General features: G+C 63.2%; 12 protein-coding genes, 1 tRNA gene and 1 pseudogene. 4 read left to right on the plus strand and 10 right to left on the minus strand.

Annotated elements, in window-relative coordinates:
• Together KA184_17210 and KA184_17215 are read right to left on the minus strand one after the other, a co-directional pair.
• Entirely contained in the window at positions 1 to 1950 is a 1950-nt protein-coding gene (locus tag KA184_17210) for an SUMF1/EgtB/PvdO family nonheme iron enzyme (protein ID MBP8131322.1), read from the minus strand.
• A 359-nt stretch (positions 1951 to 2309) separates the two neighbouring features.
• A complete protein-coding gene (locus KA184_17215) occupies positions 2310 to 4142 on the minus strand; it encodes an SUMF1/EgtB/PvdO family nonheme iron enzyme (protein MBP8131323.1) in 1833 nt (610 codons plus the stop codon).
• 1155 nt (positions 4143 to 5297) lie between these two features.
• On the opposite strand from KA184_17215, the gene KA184_17220 reads away from it, so the two are divergent.
• The 3 genes and pseudogenes from KA184_17220 to KA184_17230 all read left to right on the plus strand — a co-directional run bounded on the left by KA184_17220 (position 5298) and on the right by KA184_17230 (position 9172).
• Complete coding sequence (locus KA184_17220; GenBank protein MBP8131324.1) at positions 5298 to 6269, plus strand: tyrosine-type recombinase/integrase; 972 nt, start codon at positions 5298 to 5300, stop codon at positions 6267 to 6269.
• A 74-nt stretch (positions 6270 to 6343) separates the two neighbouring features.
• The gene (locus KA184_17225) at positions 6344 to 6901 is read left to right on the plus strand and encodes a terminase small subunit (protein ID MBP8131325.1); all 558 of its coding nucleotides are present in this window, start codon (positions 6344 to 6346) and stop codon (positions 6899 to 6901) included.
• Between the two features lie 663 nt (positions 6902 to 7564).
• Positions 7565 to 9172, plus strand: a pseudogene (locus KA184_17230) (site-specific integrase).
• 262 nt (positions 9173 to 9434) lie between these two features.
• On the opposite strand, the gene KA184_17235 reads toward KA184_17230, so the two are convergent.
• The 6 genes from KA184_17235 to secA all read right to left on the minus strand — a co-directional run bounded on the left by KA184_17235 (position 9435) and on the right by secA (position 16158).
• Positions 9435 to 9513 (minus strand) — tRNA-Pro (locus KA184_17235).
• Between the two features lie 132 nt (positions 9514 to 9645).
• On the minus strand, positions 9646 to 10041 hold the full coding sequence (locus KA184_17240) for a secondary thiamine-phosphate synthase enzyme YjbQ (protein ID MBP8131326.1): 396 nt from the start codon (positions 10039 to 10041) through the stop codon (positions 9646 to 9648).
• Between the two features lies 1 nt (position 10042).
• Positions 10043 to 11740 (minus strand): hypothetical protein, encoded by a 1698-nt coding sequence (locus KA184_17245; protein MBP8131327.1) that lies wholly within the window; start codon positions 11738 to 11740, stop codon positions 10043 to 10045.
• Positions 11737 to 12480, minus strand: a complete 744-nt coding sequence (locus KA184_17250; GenBank protein MBP8131328.1) for an ABC transporter ATP-binding protein — start codon at positions 12478 to 12480, stop codon at positions 11737 to 11739. Before KA184_17250 ends, KA184_17245 begins: the two co-directional genes overlap by 4 nt.
• A gap of 148 nt (positions 12481 to 12628) precedes the next feature.
• Positions 12629 to 13447, minus strand: a complete 819-nt coding sequence (locus KA184_17255; GenBank protein ID MBP8131329.1) for a hypothetical protein — start codon at positions 13445 to 13447, stop codon at positions 12629 to 12631.
• Positions 13420 to 16158 carry a preprotein translocase subunit SecA gene (secA, locus tag KA184_17260; GenBank protein ID MBP8131330.1) on the minus strand — a complete coding sequence of 913 codons (2739 nt, stop codon included), beginning with the start codon at positions 16156 to 16158 and terminating at the stop codon, positions 13420 to 13422. Before secA ends, KA184_17255 begins: the two co-directional genes overlap by 28 nt.
• A 120-nt stretch (positions 16159 to 16278) precedes the next feature.
• Between secA and KA184_17265 the strand changes: the two genes are divergently transcribed.
• On the plus strand, positions 16279 to 18510 hold the full coding sequence (locus KA184_17265) for a sulfatase-like hydrolase/transferase (protein MBP8131331.1): 2232 nt from the start codon (positions 16279 to 16281) through the stop codon (positions 18508 to 18510).
• A gap of 70 nt (positions 18511 to 18580) precedes the next feature.
• On the opposite strand, the gene KA184_17270 is transcribed toward KA184_17265, so the two are convergent.
• Positions 18581 to 18814, minus strand: coding sequence for a hypothetical protein (locus KA184_17270; protein ID MBP8131332.1), 234 nt, complete (start codon positions 18812 to 18814; stop codon positions 18581 to 18583).
• A 227-nt stretch (positions 18815 to 19041) separates the two neighbouring features.
• Positions 19042 to 19507: hypothetical protein (locus tag KA184_17275; protein ID MBP8131333.1), on the minus strand; the 466-nt coding region annotated here is incomplete at its 5' end.

The raw sequence follows: 19507 nt of genomic DNA on the forward strand, positions 1-19507 counted from the left end.
CTACGGGGTGCGCAGCAGCCGAAACCCGCAGGCCGTGAGGCGGTAGCTCGGGCTCGCGTAGTAGCGATTCGCGGACCGGCAGCGCCCGGGACCGTTGTACCACGAGCCGCCGCGCACCACCCGGGACGCGCCGGACGCGGGCCCCGCCGGGTCCGTCACGGAGCCGGGGGCGTAGGCTCCATACCGGTCCGCGCACCATTCCCAGACGTTCCCGTGCATGTCATGCAGATTCCAGGGGTTGGCCCGGAAGCTACCCGCCGGAGACACGCTCCAGTATCCGTCCGGGAAGGGAAAGCGATGAGTCCACTGCTTGCCGTTGGGCAGCTTCGTTTCGTCCGCGCCGTTCGGGCAGCCACGGCCATGCTCGGCGCGGTCGCCCCACCAGAATTCCCCGTCCGTGCCCGCCCGGCACGCATACTCCCACTGCGCCTCCGTGGGCAACCGGTACGTCTTGCCCGTCTTGCGGCTCAACCATTGGCAATACGCCACCGCGTCGTTCCAGCTCACCAGCACCACCGGCTGAAGGTCCTCAAGGGTCCAGCCCGGATTGCGCCACGACGCGCCCTTCGTATCTTGCCATTCAGCTCTGTCGAGGCTGTAAGTCCAGCCCGACCCGTCTTTTTCGGCGTCCGTCCGGTAGCGCGCCTCGTCCGCAAAAGCCCGGAACTCCCCCACCGTCACCTCCTTCGTAGCCAGCCAGAAACCCCGCGTCAGCGTCACCGTGTGCCGGGGGTGCTCGCGTTCGTGAAACTGCTTCCACTCCGCCTCGCCGCCGTATGTCGCGAGGACCCGTTCCGGACTCAGCTTCGAGCCCATCTCGAAAGTCCCCGGCGGTATCCACGCAAATTCGCCCCCGTCGAATACGCGCACATCGCCGGGTCTGGGCTGGGCTGATGCGGGCGTGGCTTCGGGCTGCCCCGTCGTCCCGCCCCCGAAGGGCGCGGAGCGGTACGCATTTAGAAGAAGCAACGTCAGGCAGACGGCCGCGAACACCGCTATGAACGCCGATAAGGCCCAGACTTTGCGCTTGCTTCCGTCTTGCCGCCGCGGTGTTTGGTCCCCCCGTTCGGGCCGTTCTTCGCGGCGCTCCTCTCCGGGCGCCTGAGGTGTCTCCTCCCGTGTCGCCAGAACAATCACCTCGCCCGCCCCAAATTCCTCGTACCACGGCTCCTGAGGTTCCTGAAACGCAGGCATCTTGCGCGTCCAATCGCGCACGTTCCTGCTCGTGAAGTCCACCAGCCTCTTGAACTCCAGCTCATCGTGCCGCCATGCCGCCCCGTCCAGTCCCTCCAACAAAAAATGCGTGAACACCCCGTGGCCTTGTTCTTCTTCCCGGCCCGTCACCGCGTTTCTTGACCGCCATTTCCATTCATAGGCCCGCTTCCCCTCGCCGCACGCCGAGTACAGGACCGTCGTCGCTCCCGGCGGCGCGCTTTCCTTCGCAAGCGCCATCGCGTCCCTTGCCACCGCACGGCCCATCCGGTTGTCTTCCGGGCTCTTGCTCCGGCGAGGGTAATTCCGGCAAGCGTCAAACAACAGCACGCGCTGGCGCGCAGACACACCTCCCAGCAAGTGTTTCAGCACTTGCAGGCTCAGGCTGTTGAGGTAAGGCGTCGCAAGGAGCGTTTCTTCCGTCAGCAGGTACATCTGCGGCGGGTCGCCCGCGGGCGCAGAATCCGCTTTCCACTCGATGCCGTGTCCCGAAAAATAAAACAGGAACAGCCCGTCCTCGTCCACTTCGGCCCCCAGTTCCTGCACCCTGCGCACGACGTTGTGGCAATCGGGCCGGTCATGACCATCGCGTTGCGCCAGAACCACAACGCGGTCGAAACGGCAGACGTCCAAAAGCCGCGCCCCAAGAGCCACCACGTCATCCCCGGCATACTCCATCGGCACGATTGTCTGGTCCCGGTAATGCTCTACGCCCGCCAGCAAGGCTACCCGCCGCATCGGTGTTCTCCCTCCGCCGGACCAGCCCGTTTTCCGCGCCCCCCGCGGACGGGAGCGGGCCTTCGGCCCCATTCGGCAAGCTTACCAGACTGCTCCCGCCCGCCGCATCATCGAGCGGCGCGCCCGCCGGAACGCATGCCGCGCCGCCGCAGGAACAGGACTCGACTTCCGGCTGTGGTTTCCAACGCGCAACTCCAACCGCAGCCCGCAACAGAAACCACAGGGTCAAATCACAAGTCCGCCTGATGATAGGTGATTCTTGCTCGTTCCTGGAGCCTCAAAAAAATTTGGTCGCGCGCTCCGCGCGATAAGGGTAAAGAGCAAAAGAGCACAGGGCAACAGGGCTACAGTACGCAGGGTTACGGAGTCCGCGACAACCGAACGCCGAGGAGCGCGACGCGGAGGGCCGGGGCGTGGCCGTTGCGACGCGCCGAACGGCAGCCTCCGGGATAGGTGCTCCACGAGCCGCCACGCACCACCCGCAACTCACCCGACGCCGGGCCCGAAGGGTCCGTCACGGAGCCGCTCGCGTAGTCCCCAAACCAGTCCGAGCACCATTCCCAAACGTTCCCGTGCATGTCGTACAGACCCCACCGGTTCGCCTTGAAACTCCCCACTGGCGATACATTCCAGTACCCGTCGGAAAACGGGAAGCGGTATTTCAACTGGCCGCCATCCGGCAGCTTCGTCTCGTCCGCGCCGTTCAGGCAGCCACGGCCGTCCTCCATCCGGTCGCCCCACCAGAACTCCGTATCCGTACCGGCGCGGCACGCATACTCCCACTGCGCCTCCGTGGGCAGCCGGTACGTCTCCCCCGTCTTCCGGCTCAGCCAATCGCAATACGCCACCGCATCCTTCCAGCTCACCAGCACCACCGGCTGACGGTCCTCCAAGGCCCAGCCCGGATTCCGCCACGACGCGCCCTTCGTGTCCTCATACGAACCGGTCTCCAGATTGGCGGTAAATCCCGAGCCGCCTTTCTCAGCGTCCGTCTGATATCTTGTCGCGTCCGCGAAGGCCCGGAACTCCCCCACCGTCACCTCCTTCGTTGCCAGCCAGAATCCCCGAGTCAGCGTCACCGTATGCCGCGGGTGCTCGCGTTCGTGAGACTCCTTCCATTCCGCCTCGCCGCCGTATGTCGCGATGACCCGCTCAGGGCTCAGCTTCGAGCCCATCTCGAAGGTCCCCGGCGGTATCCACGCAAACTCGCCGCCCTCAAACACCCGCACCTCACCCGGCTCCGGCTCCTTCGGCGGAGGGGGCGGGGGCGTCATCACCACCGGAGGGCGAGGTGCTTGCGTGCCGGGACCGGTGGCGTACGGCCGCGCGAGTATGATGTCCCCCGAAACGCGGCTGTGTTCCCAAGGGTTCTGCTCCCAGCCCTTCGAGGCCGCCCACAGCCGCGTGTGGTCCCACGTGAAGTTGCTCAGTTCCTTCGCGCCGATGAGACCGTCGCCGTTCGCGTCCGCCGCGCCGCCCAGACCTTCCAGCAGAAAATGCGTGAACGCGCCGTGGCCCGTGTCGGCCATCTCGCGCGAAACCTCCTCCGGCCCGCACGAGGCCAGCACCACCATCCCTCGCGAAGCCTGCTCGAACTGCGCGCCCACGGCCTGCGTCATCTTGTTCACCGCGCGGCCCGCGCCGCTGTGGCACGCGTCCAGGACCAGCACCTTGCGCTGCGCGGGCGACTGCTCGATGACCTCACGCAGGCGTTCGAAAGGGATGGCCGTGTCCTGGAGCAGGCTTGTAGAGGCGTCCGATGGCAAGAGGTACAACTGGTCCTTTTCCGTCGTGCCGTGGCCCGCGAAATACACCAGCACGGTATCGGAAGCGCCCGCGAGGTTCACGTAGGAGTTGAGGAACTTGAGTATGTTCGCGCGCGTCGGCTTGCGCTCGTCGGGCTGGTTATCGGCCAGTAGGGCCGTGCGGGCGGCCTCGAAACCGGACGGCGCGCCGGTCAGCGCCTGATGCACGGCGGCGGCGTCCGCCACGGCATATTCCAGGTTGCCGATGCCGGTGTCGTCGTAGCGGTTGACGCCAATCACCACGGCGTATTTCTGGCCGGCCCCCTCCGCCGCGGCCGGCGGGGCCTCAGCGCCGCCGGAACCGCGTTCCGCCGCGAATACAGGCGCGGCCACCGCACCCAAGACCAGTACCAGCGTTAAAACCGCATTCCGCGATGCTGAAGACATCGTGCACCCCTCCAAATACGCCTTTAGCATACCATGCCGCCTTGGCGCAGGACATCACCCGTGCTTGTAGCCGTTCCTGCTGCCGAGAGGCCGGCGGCGCTGGCCTTGGGGCAGGTTCTACGCATAGCGAGAGCCCCGTCAGTCCGTCTGCAGCAGCGGCGTTAGAGGCGCAGCCTTGATTCCGGCCGTTTGGTCCGTAGATGTACCCTGACATGATGTGCGATAACCAAGCGTTATCGGCGCGACCGCGGGGCCGTTCCGGAGCCCGGTCGATGCAGAAGAATCAATGAAACCGGGCCTGGAATGCGCCCGGGCCGCGCGCGCCCGCAACACACTTGAAAGCTATGCCGCGGACGTGAAAGACTCTCCCGGCTGGGCTGTGCAGACGGGCGCAGCGGCAGTCCCGCATCACCGATTGCCTCAACCGCGATGCGTTTGCCCGCTGCGACCGCAGCATGCGCGGTCCTGGCCCGCGCGTCGACCTGGGGTCAAGAACGGTGACAAAACAGTGACATGACGGTTTTGTGTTTTCCCGCGCTCCCCCCCCGAAAGTGCGCGAATTGCATTGCGCCACCGTGTGTCCCGTACTCGAACCTGGCCATCCGGCACCAACCCGCTCGCGACACGATTTCCGCATCTTCGTGACCCTGCGGACGTCGCATTGGAGTCGCAGTGTCATCGGATGTGGCATGTTGACAACTTCCGGCAAGCGGGGAGGTACGCCGGACAACTCCAGGAGGCTGCATGACATGGCACGCGAGGCGTCGGGGAGTGGAAACTCGGATACCTGAAGCCGATACTGGCGCCGGTGCTGGTGTTTGATGACTTCTTTGACTTCCTTGGCGGCACGCATCGTCCCTCTGCGCGGCGATATCCCCCGCGTTTGTTCGCGGTCCCCGTAATCACCCGAAGCCGAATGCGGGATTAGAGCAGTGACGCCCCCGTCCCGGTGCATCGGCTGTATCCCCTCTCCCTGGAAGTGGTGCATGGCCCGTGATTTTGGGCTTTGACAGGTGTCGGTTTTGTGCACACGCGGGGAAGGAAAAACAGCCTCTCAAAGGACTTGAGATCCTTCATGATAACATTCTATTATCATGAACGATGCCCCGGACGGGGGCCAGTACCCCCCCTCCGGCGTTCGGGGAGTGTGCACTTTTGAAAACGGTCGATTCGGGGACGGAATTAGCCCTTGAGGCAGAGCGTTGGGGCCGCCAGCTGGACGCCGAGGCGAGGGCTCTGGCGCGCGCGGCGCGGGCGCAAAACACGGAGCGCGCATACGCGGCGGACCTGCGCGGCTTCGAGCTTTTTTGCCAGCTCACGAAGACGTTCCGGGAGCCCCCGGAGCCGATGACGGTGGCGCGGTATCTGACGTGGCTGGCGGAGTACCAGCGCCGCAAGCCGGCGACCGTCCGGCGGTGCCTGGCGGGTCTGTGCCGGGCCTGGGACGACCGGTACGGCCGGTGTCACGCGGGCCGTGACCCGCTGGTGCGGCGGGTGCTGGAGGGGGTTCTGCGCACGCATGCGGCGGGGGTGGCTCAGGGACGTGCGCTGACGGTGGCGGAGGTGCGGCAATTGTCGCGGGCGTGCGACGTGCGGTTGCACTCCGGGCGGCGGGACCGGGCGCTGCTGCTGGTGGGTTTCTCGGGGGGCTTCCGGCGCTCGGAGCTGGCGGCGCTGGATGTGGAGAATGTGCAGTATTTGCAGGGTTGTTTGCGGGTTTATCTGCCGCGTTCGAAGACGGACCCGCGGGGTGCGGGACACTGGCGAAGCCTGCGGCGCGGCCGGAGCGCCGTGACGTGCCCGGTGCGCGCGGTGCAGGCGTGGGTGGAAGGCGCGGGTCTGACGTCGGGCCCTTTGTTCCGGGGCGTGGACCGTTGGGGTCATGTGCTGGGCCGGCGGATGCATCCGGACACGGTGTGGTATCTGTTGCGGCGGCTGTCTGCGCGTGCGGGTCTGGAGTCGAGAGTATCGCCGCACAGCCTGCGCGCGGGATTCGTGACGGCGGCGACGAGCCGTGGCGTGCAGGCGCTGGAGGTGATGCGTGTGACGAGCCACAGGGCGGTGCAGTCGGTGGCGCGGTACGACCGCGGAGACGGGGCCGCGGCTCCGCCTGACTTGGGGCTCTGAACGATGAAAAAAAAGTGCTGCAGAAACTGGTCGCCAAGAGACCGGGAACAGACTGCCAGGGAGGCGCGAAACGCATGCACATTCCCCCCGAAAAGCGTAGACAAGTGACTACGCATTGCACAACAGAACCTGAAGCCGCGTCTGCGCGGCCCAAGCGGCCGGTTCGGCTGACTGGCGCGCAGCTGGCGTTTGTGGGCGCATACAAGGGCAACGCAAGCGCCGCGGCGCGGGCGGTTGGGCTGCACCCACAATACGGCCGCAAGCTGGTCCGCAGACCGGAAATCCGGGAGGCTATCCAGAGACTGGCGGCGGAACAGAAGATGAGGCAGGAGTTGACGCCGGGAGAGTTGGTCACGCTATGGACCGAGATAGCGCGAGACCCCAACGTGCCCATAAACCAGCGGATTCGGGCGACAAGACTGCTGCTGCGGGTGCCTGAGGGACGGCGGGCCAAAGCGCTCGCGGAGATGCCGGAAGAGGACTTCTCCGGGGCAAGCCCCAGAGACAGCCTTCGGTTGCTTCAGATTTTTGGGCAGGGCGCCCGTCAAGCGGCGGGGCCGGCGCCGGCAGCAGGCGCGGCCGGCCGCGGAAAGCGCAAGGGGCTGCGCCGGGAGCGAGCCAAGGAAACGTGACTCAAGGGGCGACAAGGCGTGTGCGCGGCCTGTTTCCTGAAGGGGCAACGTCGCCTGTCCTCCGGAATGGCGGGGCCGTCCCGCTCGCGGCAACGTCAGCTTGCGCAGAGCCAGATTACGGGTTGAGAGCAGTCCGAGTGGTGGTTCCGACGGACAGCAAGGTGACGGGGTGGGGGCACAAGATGTTACCGTGCTCGCGGATGATGCGCGACACGAAGCTGCCCGCGATAGTGCGGTTGCGCACACCGGAGTTGTTGGCGCCGGCGGAGAGAGACTTACACCGGCGTCCGAAAGACGATTTGCCGCCGTTCAGCATCGTCGTGCAGGAGCTTGCCGAGTCGGAGAGCCGGCCTTTACTCTCGGTCGGATGAATCTCGGCGGCGTTGTGAGCAAAGAAGAATGGAAATCAGGGAACCTGGCCGAGGTCAAGGCCTGCGGTGACTGTAACGAACCTTGGGAAGCGTGGTGGAATGAGGCTCTTGACGTACTATGGACCCACCCAGACGGCCCTGGTACGCTTGAAGACAAGTTACAGTACATCAAGGATTGCCAAGACGCCGCTATTCGGGACGCCAAGGGTTTGAGCAAGTTGACTCACCCCGGCAAGTATCTCGTGAAGGCGGTGCTGGAATACGCTCGGTCAAGCGCGGTTCAGCTGCCGGAATGCCCCTCCCGAAAAGTCGCGAGGACCTCGGACGGTGGCCAAAATGGACGGGCAACGGCGCCGCCTTGACTTATGCGTCACCATATGGCAGAAAGAACAACGAGAGCACGAAAAATGAAGAGCAACACCAGAGGGTTTCGAGGGGGACACGGGTTTGCTGCGCGTGGTCTCTCATGCTGTTCACCCGGGGCAGGTTCAACTTCTCGTGCGACCTCGCGGACAGGCTCACAAATTGTTCCGGCGTCGGTTGGACGCCTTCGGAAAGGCCAGAAACAATGAGCGTATTCAAGAAGACGTATACGGCTGCAATTCCGGACGGCGCTGAGCGTTTCAGACGCGGCGGTGTTGAATGGGTGCGCTGGAAGGACCGCGCCGGCAGGCGGCGCGAGGGGCGGATTACCGCGAGCCGCAACGGCACCACGCGCGCACTCGTCGAGGCGGCAACCTACAGCGCAAAGTATCGCGATGCCACGGGGGTTGTTCGTGTGGTTCCGACGGGCTGCAAGGACCGCACCGCGGCGCTTGCCGTGCTCGGCGGCCTGCAAAAACGAGTCGAGCAGGTCAGGGCGGGCATTATGTCGGAAACGGAAGCGGCCGCGATGAAATGGACTTCGGTTTCGCTTGCGGCTCATCTGGCTGATTTTCGTGCCCAAATGGAAGGGCGACGGCTCAGCCGAAACCATGTCAATGTGACCGTCCGGTATCTCGAACTCCTGTTTGAGGCGTGCAGATTTAAACGTCTTTCGGAATTGAGCAGGCAAAAGGTCGAGAACTGGCTTGGCTCAGAAGTCAGAAACCAGCGGATGGGCGCGCGCGTACACAACGCCTATATCGAGGCCTTGACCAATTTCGGGAACTGGGCCCTGCGCCAGGGCAGAACCACGGTGAATCCGTTCGGAGGACTTCGCAAGCTGAACGTCAAGGCGGACCCCAAGCGGCCACGGCGCGCACTGACGCTACACGAAGTGCAACAACTCATTGAAGCGGCGCAGATTCGTCCGCTGCAGGAGACGCTGCACGGCAATCGAGGCGCCCAGCCGGCGAAACTCACAGGAAGGTTCAGCAAGAAACTGACGATACTGGGCAACATGCGGGCATTGGCGTACAAGACGATGGTTTTGACCGGCCTGCGCTTGGGGGAACTGCGGAGCATCCATGTGTCTCAGGTGTATCTTGACCACCAGCCCCCTTTCATTGAGTTACGGGCGGCGGATGAAAAGGCCAGACGCGGCGCGCAGATTCCTTTGCCCGCAGACCTTGCCGCGGACCTATCCGACTACATATCGCGACGCTATTCGCGCGGCACGGAGGAAGGCCGCGCAGAAAACGTGGTGAGATTCGGGCACGGGGATGACCCGGTGCTCTTTGACTTGCCGAAGACGATGACCAAGGTTTTCAATCGAGACTTGGCGGCCGCCGGTATTGCCACGAAGGACGCCTCGGGGCGCATTATCAAGAAGGACTCGCGCGGACGTAGCGTGGACATTCACTGTCTTAGGCATACATACGCTACGCTGCTGGCACAGGCCAACGTGCCCTTGCAGACCGCGCAGAGGCTCATGCGACACACGGACCCCAAGCTCACCGCGAACGTGTACACGCATCTCGGACTGCTCGACATGGCGGGGGCAGTATCCAGTCTGCCCGTGCTGGACATGCGCAAACGGGATGCGGCGGCGAGTAACCTGGCGGCCGATTCCCTTGCACCAACCCTTGCACCAACTCCTGGCTTTTCACGTCAAATTCAGGCAACGCATTGCATTACCGTGGGATATACGGAGGTTGATAGCGCCTCTGTACAGCACGCAGAAATCGCCAATAAAGACAGTGGTATTCGCTCTCTGGCATCGTGTGACAAGAGAAAAGAAGTGGTCGGGGTGAGAGGATTTGAACCTCCGACCTCTTGGTCCCGAACCAAGCGCGCTAAACCGGGCTGCGCTACACCCCGACGAGGAAACGTATGATACCGCAAAACAGGGAGCCGCATCAAACCCGATACGGCGCGATTCCACCGGGTGGCGCGTCACGGAGGGTGCAGGCGCCGGACCGGTTCTTGCGCTGCGCCTGCGGCTGAAGCGGTTCAGAGGACGCGAAGAGCGACGCGCACCTGGCGGGTTCGCGGGCCGTCGAATTCGCAGAAATAAAGCGATTGCCATGTGCCGAAGGCGAGGCGGCCATTCTCGATTGGAATGGTCTGCGAGAAGCCCATCATGCTGGCCTTTACGTGCGCCGCGGCGTTGCCCTCCGCATGGGCGTACGCGCCGTTCCAGGGCACGGCGCGTTCGAGCGCGGCGATGATGTCGCGCACGACGTCGGGGTCGGCGTTTTCGTTTATCGTGAGGCCCGCGGTTGTGTGGGGCACGAATATGTGCGCAAGCCCCTCCGTTACGCCGGAGGCTTCTATGACGCGGTTAACCTCGCGGTCGATGTTGACAAACTGGGTGTGCCCGGTGGTGCGCACCGTGATGGTTGCCATATCAGAACTCCATGCGTTCGAGATTGCGCAGGCCCATGCGCATGGGGCCGAGCATGCAGAAGAGGCTGAGGCCCGTGATGAAGGCTATGACGGCGGCCAGCGCGAACCCGAACATGCGCGGGCTGGTGAACCGTTCGAGGACGCGCCATTGCAGGATCACGGTCTGCGCGGCGACGACAAGCGCGATGTAGCCGACGCTGAGCAGCAGGTTGAGCGTGCCGCCGAGCCCGGAGACGATGCGCGCTGGGTTGTCTTCTGAAAAGGTGGGATAGAGCGCACCCAGTCCCACGGCGAGTCCCGACAGCCCGAAATTTGTGATGACGACGCTGTATACGGTGAGCCAGAAGTATACTGGTTCGAGTTTGAGCATGATGCCGGAGAGCACGCCGAGCGTCACGGTGAATGACGAGGCGGTCACGACGCTGAGCCAGAATTTTTGCCAGAGCAGCCTGCGGAAGGACAGCGGCGCGAGCCCGAGAATCCAGAAGCGGCGGCCTTCGAGACTGATCAACGGGAAAACGAAGCGGCTGGTCAGCGTGGCGAGGATGAGCGTGACGGCGCCGACGTTCAGGCAGGCGATCCAACTGCGCCAGAACTCCTGTTCGTAGTAGCGGGACGTGTTGCGCAGATTCGCGAAGTAGATGGCCATGATGCCGAAAAAGATTACGAATTGCGACCACTGGGTCGGGTCGCGCCAGAAGAGCTTCACGTCTTTTACCACAAGAGCGCGCTCCGGGTTGCGCACGAAACGCAGCGCCGCGTCAATCCGCCCGAGAATGCCCCCGCCCTCCGGCTTGATTCGTTGCCGGTCCTGTCCCTGCAAAGAGGACCAGCCGGGATAGAAGACGCGCTGCGCGATTTCGCCCGAGACCCAGAGGCACATGCATGCGTTGGAGAGCAGGAGCAGAAAATAATAGCCGCCGCGGGCGATATCGCCTTTCGCCAGCGCAAGCACGCCCTGCGTGGTCCAGTAGCTGGGCAGAAACGGGGACTGGAGGCGGCCGGTAGCATCGAGGAAAAGGGCCGGCAACATGCTTTCATCGTGGATTTCGGTGGTGGTGAGGATATCGCGCACATAGAGGAAAAGCAGCGTGACGGCGAGCAGGCCAAGGAGAATCATCGTGCGCACTCTGAGCTGTGTGAAGACGCGCGCCAGAAACAGCGTGATGAGGCAGCCCAGCGCGGCGGGCACTACAATAAAGGGCAGATAGAAGAGGAATAACGCGAAGTAGAAAAGGGGCGACGCGCCGGTGTGGAATCCGTAAGCGAGCAGCAGCGGCGAGCCGAGGTAGGCCAGCGCCCACGAACTGAACACGATGCACTCGACGTACCGGGCATAGAAGAATTCGCGGAATGAGATGGGCGCCTGCAGCAGGTAGGTCACTTCCTGTGAACGGTACAACGTCGAAAACGATACCAGGACGTTCGAAAAGATGAGCAGGAGGAATACGGACAGCGCAAAGAGGCCCAGCATGCGCACCATCAAGATGTCGGCAAAGCCATATTCCATCCCGAGAGACCGGTCAAAGGTCGACAGCCACTGGAAGCCCTCGGCGAAAAAAATGTAGGCGCCGACCCACAGTCCCAGCGCGGAAACCGTAATGACGCCGATCTTGAGCCGGGATTCGTGGCGGACGGACGCAATCTGATGCCGCGCCATGCGCAGCTTCGCGCGCACGATCGTGCGGAACTGGTTCATGCGCCCAGAACCTCGTCCGTCGCCTGCGTGATCTCGAGGAAGACGTCTTCGAGCGTGCCCGGACGGCTCTGGAGCGCCTTAATCTCGGCAACGGTGCCGGTGTGCAGCAGCCGCCCGTTGTGGATGATCCCGACCCGGTCGGCCAGTTCTTCCGCGATGCTGAGCGTGTGTGTCGACATGAACACGGTCACAGCCTCGTTGCGCGTTTTTGCCTTCAGGAAATCCTTGACGAAGCGGATGTTCTTCGGGTCCAGTCCCACCCAGGGCTCATCGACGATGACAATGCGCGGTTCGTGCAAGAAACACGCGGCGAACGACAACTTCTGCCGCATGCCGTGGCTGTAGTCCTCGATAAGCTGGTCTGCGACCTTGTCCACTTCGAACAACTCAAGCAAGCGGTCGCGGCGCGGACGAAATTCGGCCTCGGGCATCTGGTACAGCCCGGCAACAAAACGCATGAATTCGCCGCCCGTCAGCTTGTCGTAAAGGAACGGCGAATCGGGCACGTAGCCCAGCAGGCGCTTCGCGGCGACGGGGTCCTGTTGAATATCGATACCTCCGAGCAGGGCCCGTCCGGAGGTCGGCTTAAGCAGCCCGGTCAACATCTTGATGGTGGTTGTCTTGCCCGCGCCGTTTGGACCCAGGAAACAATAGAATGTGCCTGCGTCGATGCGCAGGTCCAGAGACTGCACGGCGGATTTCTCGCCGAAGCGCTTTGTCAATCCTTCGGTCACGATCATGAAATGCTCTTACTCCGTGTCGATACATCGGGACGCGGCGGAAGTGTAGCCGTTTCCGTCGCCTGCATCCAAGAATGACGTACCGTAAGCGCAAAACATGCGCCGTCCGTTGCAGTCGCCTTCAGAGATGGCGCCCCATGCGTGCGATTCAGGCTGCGCTATCCGGCGTGGAATCTTCCCGCCGTGCTGGAAACGAGAGCGCTTCTTTCGGCGTGATCTTGCGCAATTGGAAGCCGAAAGGCGTATCGACGCGCACTACTTCCTCATCGGAAGTGGCCCACACGGTAGTCACGGTTCCGCCGGAAGTCATTTCGATTCTGTGTGTCTCGACGAGTTCCCCGCAGACGGTCAGCGCTTCAACGCCGGTGCAGGTCAGTTTGACTTTCGACGTAGAGAGGCTGACGGGATCGAATACGTCCAGATAGGCGGTCTGACCAGGCTGTAACAGCGGCATATTTGCGGCGGTGAGGCCAAGTCCGTCGGAAAGCAGGGGGTTTTCGCCCACGGGAAACTCGAGTGGCATCTGCTGCCCCGGCATATCCAGCGTGACCTTGAGCGTGCCATCCTGGATGACGCCGTCCGCGCAAAATTCCTGCTCGTCCAGGCGCAAATGAAGTTCAAAATCGGAGAGGCCCCGTTCGCTGCTGAGCCACGCCTTGCCGTTCAAGTTGGCGGCGGTTGTCCGGCCAAGCACCGGCAGGCGCACGTGCGCGGTGATGGCAAGGCGCGCGCCGGGCTCGCTTTCGCGGATGAGCGGGGTGCTCGTCGTGTGGATGAATCCGACCTGCGTGCTCTGGTTCGAGTACACGCCGAGCCAGAGGTCCATGGTGCGGGTCGTATCCCGGGCGGGCGTTACCATGCCGAAATGGGGGCGAATCACCTCCTGATAGATGAGAGAACCCGTCATGACGGCCCAGAAGGCCGTGATGAGGAGGGGGATTATTCGGCGATGACCGAGCCGCAGCACTTCTTGTATTTCTTGCCGCTGCCGCAAGGGCAGGGATCGTTGGGTTTGACTTTTTGTGCCACGCGGACAGGCCGGGGCTTCGGGCGTGGCGCTGCCTCGTCCTGCCCGGATTCCGTCCGTCCGGGGATTTGACCGCCCAGCGCAAAGCGGCTTGTGTCATGCACGGCGAAACTGCGGTCTGCCTCCTTGTCCGCGGCGACGTAGCTGTATTCACGCAGATGCGCGAAGGGGTCTTCCTGCGCGGTCAGCGTCCCCCGGCGCAGGCTCTGCTCGCGTTTGCGCCGCACTTCGGGGTCGCTCAGCCGGAAGAGACTCTGTGTCACGGTCTCTTCGATGGATTGAACGAGCGCCTCGAACAACTCGAAGCCCTCCTGTTTGTACTCGAGAAGAGGGTCTTTCTGGCCGAACGCGCGCAAGCGCACGGATTCGCGCAGGTAGTCCATGTCGTGCAGATGGTCAATCCATTTCTCGTCTACCGTGCGCAGCGCCACCATCTTTTCGAGCACGTGCATGCGCCGCCGGGACAGGCGGCCGAAATCCACCTTCGATTCATCGCCACCGATATTCGCGCGGTAATCCCGGCGGATCTCCTCAGCAATCTCCCTTTCCCGCCGGTCATATTCCGCGAAGACCTGCTTGCGGACGGAATCCAGAATCGTCTCGCCCTCTATGGCGGCGTCCACCTGGAATCCGAAAAGCCGTTGCAGGGCTGCTTCGAGGCCCTCGAGGTCCCATTCTTCCGGCAGTTTGTCTTCCGGCGCGAATTCATTGATCGCTTCGATAATACAGTTCTCGAACATCTCGCGGATGCGTTCCGAGACGTCCTTGTCGCCGAGCAGCTCGCGGCGCATCGCGTAAATGTATTTGCGCTGCCGGTCCATCACCTGGTCGTACTCGAGCAGGTGCTTGCGCACTTCGGCGTTGTTCTGTTCGACGGCGGACTGCGCACGCGCCACGCTGCGCGAGAGATAGCGGTGTGACAGCGGCTGCGCGTCGAGTTCTTCGCCGCTGCCCATCATTTCGAGGAAACGTTTTACGCGGGCGCCGCCGAAGAGGCGCGCCACCTCGTCTTCGAGGCTGACGTAGAACCGCGTGGTGCCCGGGTCGCCCTGGCGCCCGCAGCGGCCGCGAAGCTGGTTGTCGATGCGGCGGGCCTCGTGCCGCTCCGTGCCGACGATATAGAGGCCGCCGAGTTCGCGCACCCCTTCCGCCAGCTTGATATCCGTGCCGCGGCCCGCCATGTTCGTGGCAATGGTTATGGCGCTCTTCTTGCCCGCGTTCGATATGATCGCCGCTTCGCGTTCGTGGTGTTTCGCATTGAGCACTTGCACGGCGTCCACGCCCTGTTCTTCGAGCATGCGCGCAAGGAACTCGGACTTCTCGATCGAAACGGTGCCTACCAGTATGGGCCGGCCCGACGCGTGGATCTCCCTGATATCGTCGATGACATACTTGTACTTGCCCATCTCCGTTGCGAAGACAAGGTCGGGCAAATCCTCGCGGATGAGCGGCAAGTTCGTTTCGAGTTTCGTGACGTCGAGGTTGTAGACTTTTTGAAATTCCGGCGCCTCAGTCACGGCCGTGCCGGTCATGCCCGATATCTTGTGGTAGAGCCGGAAGTAGTTCTGGTACGTGATGCTGGCAATGGTCTGCGACTCGAAGCGGATCGCGACCCGCTCCTTGGCTTCGATAGCCTGATGCAGCCCGTCGGAATAACGCCGGCCTTCCATCACGCGGCCCGTGAATTCATCGACGATCAGGACCTCGCCGTCGCGGACCATGTATTCATCGTCGCGCTTGTAGAAATGGTGTGCGCGCAGCGCCTGCTCGATCATGTGAACGAGGCCGATATTCTCGTCGGTGTAGAGATTCTCGACGCCAAGGAGGCGTTCGGCCTCTTCCTGGCCTTCGTCCGTCAGCACGACCTGATTGTGCTTCTCGTCAAGCGTGTAGTGCTTTTCGTTGCGGAGCCGCCGCACGGCCTCGTCCACGCGCACATACGTGTCCGTGCTCTTCTCCGGCCGCCCGGAGATGATTAGAGGCGTGCGCGCTTCGTCGATGAGGATGGAGTCCACCTCGTCGATGATGGCGTAGTGCAGTTCGCGCTGCACGCACAGCGACGGGTGACGCGACATGTTGTCGCGCAGGTAGTCAAATCCAAACTCGTTGTTTGTGCCGTAGGTGATGTCCGCGCGGTAGCCGACCTGGCGCTCGTACACGTCCATGTCGTGCTGGATCAGGCCGACCGTCAGCCCGAGAAAGCGGAAGATGGGCCCCATCCACTCCGAGTCGCGGCGGGCGAGATAGTCGTTTACGGTGACTACGTGCACGCCCCTGCCTTCCAGCGCATTGAGGTATGCGGGCATGGTTGCGACGAGCGTCTTGCCTTCGCCGGTGACCATCTCGACGATCTCGCCCCGGTGCAGCACGTAGCCGCCCACGACCTGCACGTCGAACGGGCGCAGGCCGACAATACGCTTCGAGGTTTCGCGCACGACCGCATATGCCTCGGGCAGCAGGCTGTCCAAGCTTGCGCCCTGTGCCAGCCGCTCCTTGAAGACGGCGGTCTGCTGCCGCAGTTCCTCGTTGGTCATGCGGACGTAGCGCGGCTCGAGCGAACGCACCTCGTCCGCGACGGGCAGCAGCTTGCGGAACTCCCGCTGCGCGCCGGAACCGAAAACGCGCGTTAAGATCTTGCTGAGCACAAGCAGGTGGTCTCCCTGTAGTACATCGTGTTACGATCCATGGTAGCAAAGGCGCGAGCGGGAAATCTAACGGTGATGGGCGAATTGGGAACTCCGTGCGCGCCGTCACGTATAAACAGAACCGGTATGATTGCACTGTATCTGCTATCTCTCGGGGGCGCTGGCGCCTTCGTGGGCGCATATGCGCGGCGGCTTCTGGCCGTGGCGGGATACGTGCCGAATTTCGAGGCAGGACTGTTGATCGCGGCGGCGGTTGCGGCAATGTTTGTCTCGGCGCAACTGCTGTACACGGCCATTTTGCGCGCAACGATTCCTTCGCGCACCCCAGTCTATTATATGTTCGAAGCGCTGGCCAACGCAGGCGCATTGGCGTTGGCCCTGCCGCTGGCGGGGATTTCGCTCGTAGACCTGGGCGCCGCGCGTCTGGCGGCGCTTGTGCTGGGAGAACCTGAGCGGGCCGCGCGGGCCCTCGAGAAAGTGGAGCCACTGCTCTTTCTTGCTGGATTCGCAGGTGTGCTCGTGCTCTTCAAACTGCTCGCGCTATATGCGACCGTGCGTTCCCGGCCCGCATCGCGCGCGGTCTCGCTGGCGTGGTTCGGCCTCGCGGCGGCGCCGGCGTTGGGTGCGCTGGTTGCCCTCTATGCGTGGCGCTCCGAACTGATCGCAGCCCAGCGCGTGGGACCGGGTGAAACTGGCGCTATCCGGGCAGGCGACACGTTTGCGCCGGCGCGGCGTTTGCGCGAAGGCGCACATTTCACGTTTCCGGTGAGCCGCCGTCTCGGTCAGAACGTCACCCTGCGCTGGGCCTGCCCCGCGGAAGCAACGAAGCCGCCCGACAGCATTCACGTGGCCTATCAGTTCGATACGGCGGACGCGCCTCTGGAAATGCAGGAGGTGCCGCTGCGTTCGGACCAGTGGAATGAATGGCGGCTGCCATCGGGGAACATCCCGGAAGAGGCCAAGGCGTGTACTATCCTGTGGACCAGCGAGAAGACCTCGCCATGGGTCTTGCGCAGCGGATTGCGTCCTTCCAGCGCAGACGGGGAATCCATGCTCTTGTCCGGCCCCTATTTTCACGATTCGCGGACTATGAGCACCGCTCCGAACGTAATTGTGCTGTTTGTCGAGGGATTGGGCGCGGAACACGTTAGCGGCCTCGGCTACACGCGAGCGACGACCCCGTCCCTGCAGCGGATTGCGGCCAGCGGCATTGTCTTCAGTCACGTCTTCACGCCCGCGCCCGAACCGCTCGCCGCCGCGATGTCGTTGCTCACGGGGGTGAACCCCTTGCGGCATGGCTATCTCGGACCGGTGTCCGGCCCCCTGCCGGAAGGGCTGCGCACGCTCGCCGAGCTGCTGCACAAGGACCATTACGCCACCGCGGCGTTCACCGAAGGCGACGGACCGGACGAGCGGGACCTGGTACACGGCAAAGGCATTGAGCGCGGTTTCGAGGTTTTCGACGAATACTATCCCGTGAGTGTCGTCTGGCGCCGATCGACACAAGGCAGCGCGAATCCCGTGGCGCCCGCCGGTTCCAACATCACGCTGGAAAAGGCCGCCCGATGGATCGAGGCGCACTGCGACGAAAAACTCTTCGTGTTCATCCGGTTGCGCGAGCTGCGCCACCCTCAATGGCTGCGCAGCCGTTACGGGGACGGTTTCGTCTCGTCGCCCGCGTCGCCCCGCCCGCTTGATGTCTACGACACGGCCCTCGCAAGCGTGGACCAGCAGGTCGGCGCGTTTTATGACCGGCTGCGCGAGGTTTCCGGCCTCGAGAACACGTTATTCGTAATCACATCGCCCTACGGCTTCGATTTTTCCGAATCCTGGGGTGCGCCGCCGAAGCGCGACCTGACGGAGCCTTGTCTCCGCGTGCCCCTGATTCTGGGGTTGCCGCGACGGCCCCGTCATCTCCTGCCGGAGCAGCACGGCCTGGTTACGTTCGAAGACGTCGCCGCGACCTTGGCTGCTTTGACGAACGTGCGCTTTGACCACGCCATATCGGGCGCGGACCTGCTGGCGGGCGCGGTCAACCGCGAACCAGTCGCGATGTCCGGTGTTCCGCTTGCCCTGTCGATTCGCACCAGTCAATGGCGCCTTACATGGCAGTCCGGCCTCGAACCCTTTACGTGGAACCGGCTTACCGAAGCCGCGCCCATAGCCTTGGTCAACATTGAATGGTACTTGCAGAACTGGAAGCAAGGCGACCAGATCACGCGACAACCAACGCTGGTCGACCACTTGACAGGCCGTCTGGCTTCCTACGTGAATGACAGCGCCACGGCACGCAAAATGGACGCGAATCCCATACCTTCACCCGATGCCAGCGCGACCGTCGATGCAGGCACAACCTGACTGCTTCCCCTTGCAGGGGCCGGGCGATACACGGAGACAGACGCAGTTCCGCGGCACAGGCGCAGGAGGGTCAGTCTTTCTTTCTGCCATGCCGTTTTTTCACTGGGGTCAAGCTGTAGAAGTACTTGGCCGCTTCCAGTATATTGCCCAGATTTCGGCGCGTCTCGTCGGTCAGTTCAACGCCCAATTCCGCGGTCTCTTCCAGGAATGTCTCCCAGTCCGCATGTTCCCATGCCCCTTCCTGACGAGCCACGAACTTCCCCGCGAGGTCCAGTATTTTTTGCGACAAGTTTTTCGCGGCCATAAGCTCCAAGCCTCCTCATCCTCGTTTCTACAGTGCAATTGCCAACCCGGTCATCTCTCACGATGCACCCCCGTCAGTTGGTCTTCAAGAGTGAGCGTATAGGCAACGGCAGGAGAAAATCAAACGCGGTGCGCCGCCTGAGCGGCGATATGCGAGCTGCCTATAGACTCGGTCAGATTCACGGCAGCATACACGCGCGGTGGGCATACCGCGAATAGACGTTGCACTCACCGTTTCTTTTTCTTGGCCTGACCCTTCTTGTGCGGCTGCGCCTTCTTCTTTGGGACCTGCTTTGGCGCGGGTTTTTCGGACTTGGCCTGCGCGGGGGCTGTCTTGGCGGGGGTCTTTGCAGGTTTCGTCTTCTGCGGGGGATACACTGGCGCCTGTTCTGGAACGGACGCCACCATGGGCGCCGGCTTTGCAGGCCGTGCAAGCGGAGCCGCGGCCGGCAGAATCTGCCGCACGGGTTCGGGTGGGGCGTGATTCCTGGACCGAACCGGCGGCGGCGCTGCAACGGGGCCGCTTGCGACCGCGCCCTCGCCCCAACGCCCCGGCAACAGAATGGCGGTCAGCGCCGCCAGTCCCCAGATAATCAGCGAGACGACGCCGAAAGACCCCGTCCACGGCTCGGCAACCTGGGGGAAGAGATAACTCCACATGCTGATACCGCCGCCCTGCATCTGGCCCAAGAAC

The sequence above is a fragment of the Candidatus Hydrogenedentota bacterium genome (assembly GCA_018005585.1).
In the GTDB taxonomy this organism is placed as follows: Bacteria; Hydrogenedentota; Hydrogenedentia; order Hydrogenedentales; family JAGMZX01; genus JAGMZX01.